The organism is Yersinia alsatica, assembly GCF_902170305.1.
Lineage (GTDB): Bacteria > Pseudomonadota > Gammaproteobacteria > Enterobacterales > Enterobacteriaceae > Yersinia > Yersinia alsatica.
Genome location: NZ_CABHWW010000007.1, coordinates 65,654 through 79,936, shown reverse-complemented (window position 1 = coordinate 79,936; position 14,283 = coordinate 65,654). Strand labels below are relative to the sequence as shown.

The window sequence follows — 14,283 nt, the reverse complement described above, 5'->3', positions numbered from 1 at the left end:
CACTCATGTAATGTCCTTTAACCGTTTAGCAGAGCTGGCAATCATTGTCAGCGCCGCCCTTTCTGCTGCATCAGCATCCTGATGACGGATGGCATCATAAAGATCTTGATGCTCTTTCAAGGTGCGCGGCATATTTTCCTCATCGGGCATATAAGTTCGTTCAAATACAGCCCGTTGCAGTGAACTAATTGCTACGCTAAGTTGTTGTAAAACTGGGTTATGTACCGAAGCCAACACCGCCTCGTGATAACGGATATCTGCTTCATTAAATGCATCTCTGTCCTGATGATTGGCAATCATTTCATTGAGCGCAGTTTCAATAACCGCGAGCTCCTTCGAGGTCGCTCGCTCTGCGGCCCAACGCGCAATAGTCGGCTCCACCAGATTACGCACTTCACTCATAGCGCCAATTAAACGCGGGTCATAATCACTGGCTAGCACCCATTGCAATACATCGGTATCCAGATAATTCCACTGGTTGCGGGGCCGCACAAAAGCACCACGAAAGCGCTTCACTTCAATCAAACGTTTTGCCATCAACGCCCGGAAAACTTCACGAATCATGTTGCGAGACGTTTGAAATTCCTCACAAATCTCAGCCTCAGCAGGTAACGGTGACCCTGGTGGGTATTTACCTTCAACAATCTGCTGACCAATAACCAAAATGATGCGGTCTGTTTTACTGAGTTGTTCTTTTGTCATGTTCGCTCCGGCTGTTTCAGATAAACCAATAGTGGTTGGCTTACTTTACGCATCTCTTGGTTAACCGTCCCCACAGCGCCGCACAATTTTCAAATCACGTCACTCAACCTCAAACAGATTGTAGAGCCATTTAATTAATCTGTACTACAATCTAGATCGCAAAATAAGCAATGCGTCACAAAGCGAAGGAAAAATACTGCATTATCGCTATTTTTTTAGAATAAATAGTCTAATATGGATTTTTTATTCCAAACAAAAGCCGCCTATGCTTAGCCGATACCAGCCCATTGCTGATGCGATTGCCACCCTTTTCTCTCCCTATGCGGAAGTTGCCATTCACGACTTAGCCAGTCAGAAACTGGTTTATATCGCTAATAACTATTCACAGCGGGAATTAGGGGAAGACTCCAATCTCAGTGACCTGCAATTTGATCAACATTCGCAGGTCATTGGGCCGTACCAAAAACGTAACTGGGATGGTCGGCAGTTGCGCTCTATCAGTACCGTATTGCGGGGGGACGATAAACAGCCTATCGGCCTACTGTGTATCAATCTGGATATTAGCGTTTTTGAAAGCGCTAAAGCGGCGCTGGATTTATTCCTATCAGGCCATCAATTGCAGCCACAACCGGATGTTCTGTTCCAAGATGATTGGCAGGAGCGGATCAATACCTACACCCATCACTGGCTACAACAGCAGCAACTCACATTGGCCACGCTAGACAGTGCCAGCCGCCGTAAACTCATTGAGGCGCTCTATCAGCAGGGAGCATTTAACGGCAAAAATGCCGCAGGCTACGTTGCAAAAATTCTTAACATTGGCCGGGCGACCGTTTACAACCAGCTGAAAAATATCAAAAACAGCTGAAAAATTTAAAGGAACCGACATGAATACGCTATTCGATGCCATCAAAGAAGCCCACCAGGTATTACGTCCGCAAGTGAGAGTGACGCCATTGGAATATAGCCCGCTGCTGTCCCAGCACAGTGGCTGTGAAATTTATCTCAAATGTGAGCATCTACAACACACCGGTTCTTTTAAATTTCGTGGTGCCAGCAATAAACTGCGTTTACTCACTGACGAACAGCGCCAACTGGGCGTAATCACCGCCTCTACCGGCAACCATGGGCAAGCCATGGCGCTGGCTGGGAAGTTGGCCGGGGTGAAGTCCACTATTTATGCCCCCGAGCAGGCCGCCGCCATCAAGTTGGAAGCTATCCGTGCCTTGGGTGGCAACATTGAACTGGTGCCCGGTGATGCACTAAACGCGGAACTGGCTGCGGCTCAGGCCGCACAGCAGCAGGGTAAAATCTATATTTCCCCCTATAACGACAAGCAAGTCATTGCCGGGCAAGGCACCTGTGGCATGGAGATGGTTGAACAACAACCTGATCTTGATGCTGTTTTTGTTGCAGTAGGTGGCGGTGGTCTAATTTCCGGTATTGCGACGGTGCTGAAGAAACTCTCTGATAAAACACAGGTAATTGGTTGTTGGCCAGCCAATGCAACCAGCATGTATACCTGCCTGGAGAAGGGGCAGATTCAGGAAGTGGCTGAGCAAGAAACACTGTCTGATGGCACCGCTGGCGGAGTTGAGCCAGAGGCCATAACCTTCGCCCTTTGCCAGCAGTTAATCGACCAAAAAGTGTTGGTAAGTGAACAGGAAATCAAAGATGCCATGCGCTTGATTGCCCGCACTGACCGCTGGATGATTGAGGGTGCCGCAGGTGTGGCCTTAGCCGCAGCGCTGAAATTAGCACCACAGTGGCAAGGCAAGAAAGTGGCGGTGGTGTTGTGTGGCAAGAATATCGTGTTGGAAAAATATTTGGGGGCAGTCAGCGCATGATTATCCTCAATAAACAACAGATTCTCGACAAGTTTGATGCCGATGCCATCACGTTACTGCTAAAAGAAGGATTTATTGCTTTTAGCCAAAAACAGGTACAAATGCCCCCAGTGCAGCATTTGCTGTTTGAGCAAGCTAATGGCGATTGCTGTATTAAAAGTGGTTATTTGCAGGGCGACAGCCTATTCGTGGTGAAAGTCTCAGGGGGGTTTTATCATAACCCCGCTCAGGGTCTTGCCAGTAATCAAGGGCTGATGATGGCGTTTTCTGCACAAACTGGCGAGCCACAAGCCCTACTATTGGATGAAGGCTGGCTAACGGCGTTGCGTACAGCACTGGCCGGGCGCATTGTGGCTGAACTTTGTGCGCCACAGCAGATTAGCGCCATAGGTATGGTCGGCACCGGCATGCAAGCACGATTGCAGCTGATGTACTTGAAAAGTGTCATTTCATGTCGCCAGCTATGGGTCTGGGGGCGCTGCGAAACAGCATTAGAAGAATACCGGCAATATGCTCAAACCGAAGGTTTTGAGGTCAAAACCACGTTAGATGCCACGGAGCTCGCCCGTCACAGCCAGTTTATTGTTACCACCACCCCCAGCCGGGAAGCTATTTTGAATGCTGTGGATATTCAACCCGGCACTCACATTACTGCCGTCGGTGCCGATGGAATGGGTAAGCACGAACTGACTGCTGAATTAGTGGCAAAAGCCGATAAGATTTTAGTGGACTCATGGGCGCAATGCACTGAATTTGGTGAAGTTTCACAGTCATTCCAACAAGGGCTTTTGGCGCAGCATACCTTGACCGAAATCGGGGAAGCATTAACTCAACAGGTGCCTTTCAGAGAAAATGAGCAGCAGATAACCTTAGCGGATTTAACTGGCTTAGGCATTCAAGATGTACAAATAGTGAAAGGCATTCTGAAATAGCTCGCGACTATTATTTTAGCTAATTCCTTTATTTTAGGCCGATAAATTCTATTATCGGCCTCGTTTTATATCCATCATATTTCAATATAATAATCCATCGCGACAAAATTAGTGCTGAGGATGATCAGGCCGTTGACGTGGCCAGAAATACTTCACTCTAAACTCATGGACATTAGATGTTAATAATGAATAATCAAGATGAACACCATTAATATCAATGGCTTGAGTTGTTAACTGTAAAGCAGGTTCCCGAAGACTGATTTTGAGTAAATTGGCAATTTCTTTATCTGGAATAACCGGCATAAAAGTTTCGTAGCATCCGGCAATCGTCATCCCACAATTTAGCTCTATATAAGCAAACTTGGAATTAACCATATCCCGTAAAGATAAATCAGGGAACAGTGCGACAGACATCCAAGTGTCTTCTAATTGTACCGGTTTATCATCAATAAAACGTAGCCTACGAATATAATAGACTTGATCACCAGGCTTTATTCTCAATTGAGAAGCAATATCTGCATTTGACTTTATCACCATAAATTTAAGCACTTTACTGGTACAATTTTTACCCGCTTGTTGCGCATTTTCTGAAAAACTTTTTAATGCACTAATATTAGGTTGAATATTTTTATTTCTTATATAAGTGCCAGAACCATGTCGTTTTTCAAGTAGCCCTTCATCAACCAGAACAGTCATCGCTTTACGTAATGTATTTCGCGAGATATTCAATGTAAGTGCTAATTTCTGCTCAGATGGGAAAATATCACCAACCTTATAATCCAGCGAATTAACACGGTCCCTAAGGCACTTAACTACTTCAGCATAAACCACTTATGCACCTCTTTATTTATCGTTGATGTGGGTTTTTTTCATTTTATAACAGAGACTTAATTATTTACTTAAAAATGAGACTAGCAAGGTTGTTCTTTTTTAAGCGAATAAGTGAACACAGTAATAGATAAAATAAAGTGATCAAGTTAACGGTTTTGGAAATAACATCCAAGTAATTTAACCTTCATTCTGTAGTACCCAAATGACTAACCAAAAGGTATTAAATAATGGAGCATAAGAAATTAAAGTCTTTTCCCAATAATTTCCTGTGGGGCTCAGCATCTGCAGCCTATCAGGTTGAAGGGGCATGGGATCTGGACGGTAAAGGTGCTTCAGTTTGGGATAAATTTGTCCGTATTCCGGGTAAAACATTTGAAAATACCACCGGTGATACTGCCGTTGATCATTACCATCGTTACAAAGAAGATGTTGCTCTAATGGCGGAACAGGGCCTAACGGCTTATCGTTTCTCCATTGCCTGGAGCCGTATTTTCCCTAATGGTAGTGGGGCTATTAACCAAGCCGGTCTGCAATTCTATAACAATCTAATCAATGAGCTCATTAAGCACAATATCAAACCCGTCGTCACGCTTTATCACTGGGATATTCCTCAAGCGCTACAAGATGCATATGGTGGCTGGGAATCTAGAAAAGTTGTGGCAGATTTCACCCATTATGCTGAAACCGTCTTTAAGCATTACGGTGATCGCGTGCAATATTGGGTTACCCTGAATGAGCAAAATGTCTTTATTGGGCATGGTTATAAAACAGCACTGCACCCACCAGGTGTGGCTGATGAAAAACGGATGTACCAAGCTAACCACCACGCTAACTTAGCCAATGCCGCCGCTATCAGCGCATTTAGAGCACTTGGTATTCCGGGGAAAATCGGACCAAGTTTTGCTTATGGCCCTAACTATGCCATTAATGCCGATCCAAAAAATGTGTTAGCGGCTGAAAATGCTGAAGAATTCGGTGCCCACTTCTGGATGGATGTCTATGTACGCGGCGAATATCCTCCATTGGTGTGGAACTGGTTAGAAGAACGAGGCCTGGCCCCGGAAACTCATCCAGAAGATACTGAACTGCTAAAACAAGGCAGACCGGATTTTATGGGCGTTAATTATTATCGCAGCATGACAAATGCCTTTAATCCGCTAGATGGTGTTGGTATACAAGCAATGAATACCAACGGGAAAAAGGACAGTGCGAAATATTCTGGCGAGCCGGGTGTTTATCGGCACGTATGTAATGAATTCCTTGAAAAAACCAACTGGGACTGGGATATCGACCCGACAGGCTTACGTATTGGCTTGCGCCGTATCGCCAGCCGTTACCAACTCCCGGTGATGATCACCGAAAATGGTTTGGGTGAATATGATACTTTGACCGATAGCGGTGAAGTGAATGACGATCACCGCATTGCCTATTTGCACGACCATGCACTAGCGATACAACAGGCTATTACTGATGGCGTTGATGTCATTGGGTATTGCACCTGGAGCTTTACTGATCTTCTGAGTTGGTTAAATGGTTATCAAAAACGCTATGGCTTTGTTTATATTGATCGCGATGAGCAAAATGAAAAATCATTAACGCGCTATAAGAAGAAAAGTTTCTATTGGTATAAAGAAGTTATTGCCAGCAACGGTGAGATTTTATCGAAAGGTTAATTCGTCCAATTACTTAATCGCTGTTTCATCAGCTCATCATTATTTTAGAGAATAATTATGAAAAAGATATTACTCGTTTGCGCAGCTGGAATGTCAACCAGCATGCTTGTTAAAAGAATGCAAGATCATGCCAAGTCAATTGGTTTAGAAGTTGATATCGAGGCGTTATCAATTTCCGATGCCAAAGATAAAGTTGATAGTATTGATATTGTTATGCTTGGGCCACAGGTGCGTTATCAAAAAGCTGAGGTCGAAGAGGTTGTTAATGGCAGAGTTCCAGTGTTAGTTATCGACATGAAAGACTATGGCTCGATGAATGGCAAAGCCGTATTAGAAACAGCGCTTAATGCCATTCAGCAATAAATTATTTTCCTAAATTCAGTCTAATAATTGTGCGCGGATAATACTATCTGCGCCTCTACTCTATACTAATAAGGCATAATAATGAGTTTTATGACATCCTTCGAAAGAGGAATGGAGAAAATTCTCGTTCCTGTTGCGATAAAATTAAATTCACAACGGCATATTGCTGCTATTCGTGATGCATTTATTTTATCTTTCCCATTAGTCATGGCAAGTTCATTTATTATATTGATTAACTTCGCTATTCTTTCACCTGATGGCTTTATTGCCAAGATGCTTTTCCTGGGGAAAATATTCCCTAACATTGCCAGTGCCCAAGCTGTATTCTCACCGGTAATGCAAGGATCGGTGAATATAATGGCAATACTGATTGTCTTTTTAGTAGCAAGGAATATTGCTATTAGTTTTAAACAAGACGATCTGTTATGTGGCCTAACAGCGATTGGGGCTTTCTTTATTGTATATACGCCTTACGAAGTCATTAATGGCCAAGCTTATATCACAATGAAGTTTATGGGCGCACAAGGGCTATTTGTCGCTATTATTGTGGCGCTAATTACCGGAGAGATCTTCTGCCGACTAGCAAGGTCACCCCGGGCAATCATTACGATGCCAGCACAGGTGCCACCGGCCGTTGCTCGATCGTTTAAAGTTTTAATTCCTGTTTTCTTTGTGATGATTTTCTTCTCAGTATTGAGCTATCTGATTGCTCTGATATCGCCTCTTGGGATCAACGACCTGATATACACCTTGATTCAAGCGCCTCTCAAGCATATGGGCACCAATATTTTTGCTGTTGTAATTATTGGTTTAGTCTCTAACTTCTTGTGGGTTCTCGGTATTCACGGCCCTAATACCGTGGCCGCAATCCGCGAAGCTATCTTCTCGGAAGCCAATCTGGAAAACCTGTCTTACGCCGCATCGCACGGCACAACGTGGGGCGCACCTTACCCAACGACTTGGGGAAGTATTTACGATACCTTTGCCAACTATGGTGGTTCAGGTATGACGCTTGGCTTAATTTTTGCCATCTTCATTGCCTCGCGCCGTCCAGAATATCGTGACATTGCTAAGTTATCTATTGTCCCTGGGTTATTTAATATTAATGAGCCTATTATTTTCGGCTTACCTATCGTCCTTAACCCAGTATTAATTATTCCGTTTATTTTAGTCCCTGCGATTAACTCATTAATTGGTTATTTCTTTGTATCAATGAATATCATTCCTCCGGTGGCTTATGCCCTTCCGTGGACAACCCCCGGACCGCTGATTCCTTTCTTGGGTACAGGAGGGAATTGGCTAGCGCTCGGTGTCGGTATATTCTGTCTGATAGTCTCGACGTTAATTTATCTGCCATTCGTTATTGCTTCTAATAAAGTCCAGATGAAAAACGTAGAGAATACATAATCTCGACAGATATCAGGAGAGAGCACAATGAAAATAGCTGCATTCGATATTGGCGGAACCTCGCTAAAAATGGGGATTGTCTCATCGGAAGGCAAAATCTTAGCGCAGGGTAAGGCCGCGATACAGGAGAGCAATGGCGATCAAATTCTGCATGAAATTCAGCGCTGGCTCGACCTTCAGCATGGTTACGAAGGGATTGCTATCAGCGCCCCTGGGCACGTCAATCCGTTCAGTGGATTGATATCCATGGGTGGAGCTATTCGTAGATTCGATAATTTCAACCTTAAGATTTGGTTGGAGCAACGCTGTGGTTTGCCTGTAAGTATTGAGAATGATGCAAATTGCGTATTACTGGCAGAAAAATGGCTGGGGAAAGCACGTCAACTAGACGATTTTCTCTGTCTGACCATTGGAACCGGTATTGGCGGCGGCATCTTTGCTAATGGCAATTTGGTTCGTGGTGGGCATTTCCGAGCCGGTGAATTTGGCTACATGTTCAGCTCACAACCTGGAGCAGAGCGCCCTGGCAGCTATACGATGAATGAAGTCTCTACCTTGTTGGTCTTGCGCCGACGCTTTGCCACCAAGGTCAATCGGCCAATTGAATCAGTAACAGGCGAAGAGATTTTTACTGGCTACGACAATGGCGATCTTATCTGCCGACGTCTGGTTGATACTTTTTATAATGATATTTGTGCTGGCATTTATAACTTGGTTCATCTTTTCGATCCAACGCATATTTTTATTGGTGGCGGAATTACGGAAAGAGAAACATTCTTAGATGAACTGAATGCGCAGCTTAATTGGTTTGATATCAAAGATACTGTTATTGATATTGCAACATATAAGAACCATTCAGGTTTATTAGGCGCAGTGTATCATTTTCATCAAATACACCAAGCTCAATAATTTTATTAATTAACATTGCATATTATTGAAGGATGGCAACTAAATACAAAAAATAAAACAACAATAACTAATAGAACCCTAATTTAAATTACCTTTTAAGGTTGTGTTAATACAACCTTAAAACACTGTGTCTGGAGAATGACATGCCCTGCTATTATTCAAAAAATAAGATTGCCATTGGCATTATGGCCGCCTGTTTATCTTATTCTACTGTGGCTGCACCATTATCTGTTGAACAACGTCTCGCGTTATTAGAAAAAAAGCTCAGTGATAATGAACAAGAATTACAAAAAACACGGTCTGAATTACAGCAATATAAAGCCAATAACGCTGCTGAAGTTTCTGCAAAACCGGTCACCAAGAATGACCGAGTGCTGGTTCAGCAACAAGTCCCCGCGACAGCAGGGTCAGCTAATGGACAACCTGTTGTCCAGAATTCGGCATTAACATTAGATGAAATCAGCAAATATATTAAAGATGACTTTGGTTTCAACTACTCAGGTTATTTCCGCTCTGGTTGGGCAACAACCCCGCGCGGTGGGCCAAAATCCTGGGCCATTGGCTCTTTAGGGCGCTTTGGTAACGAACACAGCGGATGGTTCGACTTAACACTCAGCCAAAGGGTATACAACAACAATGGCAAAACAGCGAAAGCCGTTGTGACGTTGGATGGTAATGTTGGGCAGCGTAACAATGACAGTTGGTTTAATGACGGCGGCGATGATTTATTAAAATTCTCTGACATGTATCTAACGACCACCGGATTTGTTCCGGGTTTACCGGATACAAACTTATGGGTCGGTCGCCATGCATTGCAGCAGTACGAGTTGCAAATGCTCGATTGGAAAGCACATAAAGAAAATACCGCCAGCGGCGTCGGTCTGGAGAATATCCCTCTCGGCACCGGGAAATTGGATGTCTCGCTTAATCGTCAGGATCTGAGAAACTGCGCGCGTAATACTGACGGCTCAGCAAATTGTAATCTGACCGATGATGTAAATACCAACTCGGTTGATTTTAACTATCATGATATTCCGCTGTGGGATAAAGCTAATCTGACCTTCCGTGGTCGTTATAATCTGGCTAATAAAACCAGTGATAACAAACGTAACGAAAGAGATAATGATTTCTTCGACGTAAAAGATGCATGGCTGGCAACTGCGGTACTGCGCCAGGACTTTGATCGTGGTGCATTTAATGATTTTGCTTTCCAGATTGCGAATAACTCTATCGCATCAGGCTTTATGAATATCTCCGATGCCAATCCAGACTTTGGTCGTGGGAAATATTACTACGGTGATTATGATGGCGGCACAGCCTTCCGTCTTATCTCACAGGGTGAAGCCTATCTATTGCCTAATGTGATCATGGCAAATACTGTGGTGTATAGCCAAGGTAATAATTTGTATGACTACAACACTCTGGCAGATACTGATTTCCACAGTATTCGCGCGGTAGTGCGCCCATCCTACATTTGGAGCGAATATAACCAAACGGGTGTTGAACTGGCTTATTTTGATCAAGTCAATAAAGCACAAAATAACCGTTATCATGAGTCCGGTTATAAAACCACCTTGTTCCATACCTTTAAAGTGGGCACCAGTTTGCTAAATTCTCGCCCAGAAATTCGTTTTTACAGCACTTATTTAAAAGTGTTGGATAGCGAAATCGATCATTGGACATTCAATGATGAGAAGAAAGACCAATTATCCTTTGGTGTACAAGCTGAAGTTTGGTGGTAAACCACACTTGGCCAAGTAAATATTAAAACGTCAGGGGCCTGTGGGTGGCCCCTGATTTCATACTTTATCAAAAATATCTTAGAGGCAAATATGGATCTGGAACTAACAGTAATGGAACTGATTATTCATGCTGGAGAATCACGTTCAAATTCAATGGAAGCATTACGTCATGCTCGCCAGGGGGAATGGGACAAAGCAGATGAGTTACTCGTGGCGGCAACCAATGCAGCGCGTGAAGCCCATCATATACAGACTCAGCTTATTGGGGCTGATGAAGGCTGCGGTAAAATCCCAGTCAATTTGATTATGGTTCATGCTCAGGACCATTTAATGAATGCCATGCTTTGTCAGGAACTGGCAGTAGAAATTATTAAATTACGTCGTGAAGTCGCTGCATTGAAAAATACGCATTAAGATTATTAGCCCCAACGCAAAATGCACTGGGGTTTTATCTTCTTAGCTACAGAACATATTTTTCAATTGCCATGGCTACGCCATCTTCAGTATTGGTACCAGTAACAAACTGCGCTATCTCTTTCAGCTCAGGAATTGCATTGCCCATCGCCACACCCACACCGGCGTAATTAACCATTGCGATATCATTGCCCTGATCACCCAACGCCATAATATTCGCCTGTTCGATGCCTAAATGCTCCGCCAGCATCTTCACGCCAGTCCCCTTATCAACCCGCTTACTCAAGATCTCCAGGTAAAAAGGCGCACTCTTCATGATAGTGAAACGCTCAAAAGCCTCGGCTGGCATCATCTCTAAAGCACGGTCCAGTTTTTCTGGCTCATCAATCATCATCACTTTCGGGAAACGCAATGTCGGGTCCATCTCTTCTACCGCCCGATATTTTAACGGAATGCCCGTTAACAGTACTTCGTGCAGAGTATATTTGCTGATGTCTTTGTTCGCGGTATATAAAGTATCAAAATCAAAAGCCTGAAAACTCACGCCCATTTTGCGCGATAAAGCTTCAAAATAGCGATAATCTTCAAAGCTGATTGTTTCCTGCAAAATACACTCGCCGGTCGCGGCTTTTTGTACCAATGCACCATTGTTAGTAATGCAATAATCGCTATTGCCTTCCATATTGAGTTCGCGCAAATAACGTTGGACACCGATATAAGGACGACCAGTTGCCAAAACCACACAAACCCCTTTCTCACGGGCAGCGGCAACCGCCTGTTTTACCCGAGGGGTAACTTCATGCTGTGGATTCAGCAACGTGCCATCCATATCAATAGCGATCAATTCAATAGCCATAGGTCCTCACATTTATTTAGCCAATACTCCATGCTAACGCGATTCAGCGATCAGATTCTAGTGAGTCTGTGCGCCGTATCAGTATCACAGAGAGCGAAATCTTGAATAGCACCCCATTCAAGCAAAAAAAAGCCCAGATGCAGTTTTCTGCTCTGGGCTTTTTGTCAGACAATAATCAGCCTGATCAATTAGATATCGATGTTCGCTGCACGCAGCGCATTCTCTTCGATAAAGGCACGACGAGGTTCAACCGCATCACCCATCAGGGTAGTGAATAGTTGGTCAGCGGCAATGGCATCTTTAACCATCACACGCAACATACGGCGACCTTCTGGATCCATCGTGGTTTCCCACAATTGTTCTGGGTTCATTTCACCCAAACCTTTATAGCGCTGGATTGCCAGGCCACGACGAGACTCTTTCACTAACCAATCTAGCGCACCTTCAAAGCTGGAAACCGGCACACGGCGATCGCCACGTTCAACAAAGGCACCCTCTTCAATCAGGTCACGCAGTTTGTCACCAAGCAGGCAGATTTTGCGGTATTCGCCACCGTGGATGAAATCAAAGTCCAGCTCATAATCAGTATCTACACCATGGGTACGGATACGTAATATTGGCTCGAACAATTGACGCTCGCGGTTTTCACGCACTACTGCGCTGTAACTGCTGCCGTGTTGCTCTTTTTCATTCAGCAAGGCCACCAGCGACTCAATCCACTGCGTCACAACTTCTTTATTGCTTAGCTCTTCTTCTTGCAGCGTCGGCTGATAAATCAGGTTATTCAGCAAAGCACGCGGGTAACGGCGTTCCATACGCGCGATGGTTTTCTGTACGCTGTAATGTTCAGCAACCAGTCGCTCTAATGGCTCACCGGACAGTGCAGGCGCATGTTCATTGATGTGCAGTGCTGCCCCATCCAATGCCAATGTCATCTGGTACTGTTCCATAGCATCATCATCTTTGATGTATTGCTCTTGCTTGCCTTTCTTCACTTTATACAATGGCGGCTGAGCGATATAAACATGACCACGCTCAATAATTTCCGGCATCTGGCGGTAGAAGAAGGTCAGCAGCAAGGTGCGGATGTGAGAACCATCCACGTCGGCATCGGTCATGATAATGATACTGTGATAGCGCAGTTTGTCCGGGTTATATTCATCCCGACCAATACCGCAGCCCAGCGCAGTAATCAGAGTGGCGACTTCTTGTGAAGAAAGCATTTTGTCAAAACGCGCTTTCTCGACGTTCAGAATTTTACCTTTCAGCGGCAAAATCGCCTGGTTCTTACGGTTACGACCTTGCTTAGCAGAGCCGCCCGCGGAGTCCCCTTCCACTAAGTAGAGTTCAGACAGTGCAGGGTCACGTTCTTGGCAGTCAGCCAGCTTGCCTGGCAAGCCGCCTAAGTCCAGCGCCCCTTTACGGCGTGTCATTTCGCGGGCTTTACGCGCCGCTTCACGGGCACGGGCCGCATCGATAATTTTACCGACCACGATTTTGGCGTCAGTTGGGTTTTCCAGCAAATACTCAACCAGCTTCTCGTTCATCAGCGTTTCAACTGCAGTTTTCACCTCAGAAGAAACCAATTTATCTTTAGTCTGTGAGGAGAATTTAGGGTCTGGCACTTTCACGGAAACCACGGCAATCAGGCCTTCACGAGCATCGTCACCCGTCGCACTGATTTTCGCTTTTTTACTGTAGCCTTCTTTATCCATGTAGCTGTTCAGGGTACGGGTCATTGCCGTACGGAAGCCCACTAAGTGAGTCCCCCCATCACGCTGCGGAATGTTGTTGGTGAAACAGTAAATATTTTCCTGGAAACCGTCGTTCCACTGCAAGGCCACTTCTACACCGATATCATCTTTCATGGTGGAGAAATAGAACACTTTGGGGTGGATCGGGTTTTTGTTTTTGTTCAGATACTCAACAAACGCCTTGATACCGCCTTCATAATGGAAGTGGTCTTCTTTGTCGTTACGTTTGTCTTTCAGTTTGATTGAAACCCCGGAGTTCAGGAACGACAGCTCGCGCAGACGCTTAGCCAGGATTTCATATTGGAATTCGGTGTTATTGGTGAAAGTCTGGAAACTTGGCCAGAAGCGCACGGTAGTCCCGGTTTGATCGGTTTCACCCACCACTTTCAGTGGTGCCTGCGGCACACCCATTCTGTAAGTCTGCTCGTGAACTTTACCTTCACGGCGGATCACCAGCTCCAGTTTTTCAGACAGAGCGTTAACAACTGACACACCCACGCCGTGCAAACCGCCAGAAACTTTGTACGAGTTATCGTCAAATTTACCGCCAGCATGCAACACGGTCATGATGACCTCAGCGGCCGATACCCCTTCCTCGTCATGCATACCGGTAGGGATACCACGACCATCATCCTGTACGGAAACGGAGTTATCCGAATGGATGGTCACCACAATTTCTTTACAGTGGCCAGCGAGGGCTTCGTCGATAGCGTTGTCCACAACCTCGAATACCATGTGGTGCAGACCGGTACCGTCATCAGTATCACCGATATACATGCCCGGACGCTTACGAACCGCATCCAGCCCTTTTAATACCTTGATACTTGAGGAGTCATAAGTATTCGACATCAAC

13 protein-coding genes are annotated in these 14,283 nt (G+C 44.9%); 9 read left to right on the top strand and 4 right to left on the bottom strand.

Annotation, left to right across the window (positions count from 1 at the left end):
* Positions 1 to 3: 3 nt before the first annotated feature.
* Positions 4 to 702 (bottom strand): D-galactonate utilization transcriptional regulator DgoR, encoded by a 699-nt coding sequence (gene dgoR, locus FTA96_RS02320; protein WP_050109266.1) that lies wholly within the window; start codon positions 700 to 702, stop codon positions 4 to 6.
* Positions 703 to 967: 265 nt separating this feature from the next.
* On the opposite strand from dgoR, the gene FTA96_RS02315 reads away from it, so the two are divergent.
* From FTA96_RS02315 to FTA96_RS02305, 3 genes are read left to right on the top strand one after another with little or no spacing between them, the layout of a single operon-like run.
* Positions 968 to 1,570, top strand: a complete 603-nt coding sequence (locus FTA96_RS02315; protein WP_050123841.1) for a helix-turn-helix transcriptional regulator — start codon at positions 968 to 970, stop codon at positions 1,568 to 1,570.
* A gap of 19 nt (positions 1,571 to 1,589) precedes the next feature.
* Positions 1,590 to 2,549, top strand: a complete 960-nt coding sequence (locus tag FTA96_RS02310; protein WP_145529996.1) for a threonine/serine dehydratase — start codon at positions 1,590 to 1,592, stop codon at positions 2,547 to 2,549.
* Positions 2,546 to 3,481, top strand: a complete 936-nt coding sequence (locus FTA96_RS02305; protein ID WP_145573104.1) for an ornithine cyclodeaminase family protein — start codon at positions 2,546 to 2,548, stop codon at positions 3,479 to 3,481. Before FTA96_RS02310 ends, FTA96_RS02305 begins: the two co-directional genes overlap by 4 nt.
* A 108-nt stretch (positions 3,482 to 3,589) precedes the next feature.
* On the opposite strand, the gene FTA96_RS02300 is transcribed toward FTA96_RS02305, so the two are convergent.
* Positions 3,590 to 4,312, bottom strand: a complete 723-nt coding sequence (locus FTA96_RS02300) for a GntR family transcriptional regulator (protein ID WP_050109270.1) — start codon at positions 4,310 to 4,312, stop codon at positions 3,590 to 3,592.
* Between the two features lie 227 nt (positions 4,313 to 4,539).
* On the opposite strand from FTA96_RS02300, the gene FTA96_RS02295 reads away from it, so the two are divergent.
* The 6 genes from FTA96_RS02295 to FTA96_RS02270 all read left to right on the top strand — a co-directional run bounded on the left by FTA96_RS02295 (position 4,540) and on the right by FTA96_RS02270 (position 10,820).
* Positions 4,540 to 5,985 (top strand): glycoside hydrolase family 1 protein, encoded by a 1,446-nt coding sequence (locus FTA96_RS02295; RefSeq protein WP_145538968.1) that lies wholly within the window; start codon positions 4,540 to 4,542, stop codon positions 5,983 to 5,985.
* Between the two features lie 57 nt (positions 5,986 to 6,042).
* A complete protein-coding gene (locus tag FTA96_RS02290) occupies positions 6,043 to 6,348 on the top strand; it encodes a PTS sugar transporter subunit IIB (protein ID WP_050123845.1) in 306 nt (101 codons plus the stop codon).
* Between the two features lie 81 nt (positions 6,349 to 6,429).
* Positions 6,430 to 7,755: a PTS sugar transporter subunit IIC gene (locus FTA96_RS02285; protein WP_145538970.1), complete on the top strand. Its 1,326-nt coding sequence runs from the start codon at positions 6,430 to 6,432 to the stop codon at positions 7,753 to 7,755.
* Positions 7,756 to 7,782: 27 nt separating this feature from the next.
* Positions 7,783 to 8,664, top strand: a complete 882-nt coding sequence (locus tag FTA96_RS02280) for an ROK family protein (RefSeq protein WP_134957355.1) — start codon at positions 7,783 to 7,785, stop codon at positions 8,662 to 8,664.
* A gap of 143 nt (positions 8,665 to 8,807) precedes the next feature.
* Positions 8,808 to 10,406 carry a carbohydrate porin gene (locus tag FTA96_RS02275; protein ID WP_145573102.1) on the top strand — a complete coding sequence of 533 codons (1,599 nt, stop codon included), beginning with the start codon at positions 8,808 to 8,810 and terminating at the stop codon, positions 10,404 to 10,406.
* A gap of 90 nt (positions 10,407 to 10,496) precedes the next feature.
* Entirely contained in the window at positions 10,497 to 10,820 is a 324-nt protein-coding gene (locus FTA96_RS02270; protein ID WP_050109276.1) for a PTS lactose/cellobiose transporter subunit IIA, read from the top strand.
* Between the two features lie 46 nt (positions 10,821 to 10,866).
* Here the strand turns inward: FTA96_RS02270 and yidA are convergent, their stop codons facing one another.
* Positions 10,867 to 11,676: a sugar-phosphatase gene (gene yidA / locus FTA96_RS02265; protein WP_050145971.1), complete on the bottom strand. Its 810-nt coding sequence runs from the start codon at positions 11,674 to 11,676 to the stop codon at positions 10,867 to 10,869.
* Between the two features lie 188 nt (positions 11,677 to 11,864).
* A complete protein-coding gene (gene gyrB, locus FTA96_RS02260; RefSeq protein ID WP_050135172.1) occupies positions 11,865 to 14,279 on the bottom strand; it encodes a DNA topoisomerase (ATP-hydrolyzing) subunit B in 2,415 nt (804 codons plus the stop codon).
* Positions 14,280 to 14,283: the final 4 nt, after the last annotated feature.

Excerpts from the sequence above, each read along its gene's own strand:
- FTA96_RS02305 (WP_145573104.1), top strand. The coding sequence starts at position 2,546 with ATGATTATCCTCAATAAACAACAGATTCTCGACAAGTTTGATGCCGAT.
- yidA (WP_050145971.1), bottom strand. The coding sequence starts at position 11,676 with ATGGCTATTGAATTGATCGCTATTGATATGGATGGCACGTTGCTGAAT.
- FTA96_RS02295 (WP_145538968.1), top strand. The coding sequence starts at position 4,540 with ATGGAGCATAAGAAATTAAAGTCTTTTCCCAATAATTTCCTGTGGGGC.
- dgoR (WP_050109266.1), bottom strand. The coding sequence starts at position 702 with ATGACAAAAGAACAACTCAGTAAAACAGACCGCATCATTTTGGTTATT.
- FTA96_RS02280 (WP_134957355.1), top strand. The coding sequence starts at position 7,783 with ATGAAAATAGCTGCATTCGATATTGGCGGAACCTCGCTAAAAATGGGG.
- FTA96_RS02285 (WP_145538970.1), top strand. The coding sequence starts at position 6,430 with ATGAGTTTTATGACATCCTTCGAAAGAGGAATGGAGAAAATTCTCGTT.
- gyrB (WP_050135172.1), bottom strand. The coding sequence starts at position 14,279 with ATGTCGAATACTTATGACTCCTCAAGTATCAAGGTATTAAAAGGGCTG.
- FTA96_RS02315 (WP_050123841.1), top strand. The coding sequence starts at position 968 with ATGCTTAGCCGATACCAGCCCATTGCTGATGCGATTGCCACCCTTTTC.
- FTA96_RS02270 (WP_050109276.1), top strand. The coding sequence starts at position 10,497 with ATGGATCTGGAACTAACAGTAATGGAACTGATTATTCATGCTGGAGAA.
- FTA96_RS02310 (WP_145529996.1), top strand. The coding sequence starts at position 1,590 with ATGAATACGCTATTCGATGCCATCAAAGAAGCCCACCAGGTATTACGT.
- FTA96_RS02275 (WP_145573102.1), top strand. The coding sequence starts at position 8,808 with ATGCCCTGCTATTATTCAAAAAATAAGATTGCCATTGGCATTATGGCC.
- FTA96_RS02290 (WP_050123845.1), top strand. The coding sequence starts at position 6,043 with ATGAAAAAGATATTACTCGTTTGCGCAGCTGGAATGTCAACCAGCATG.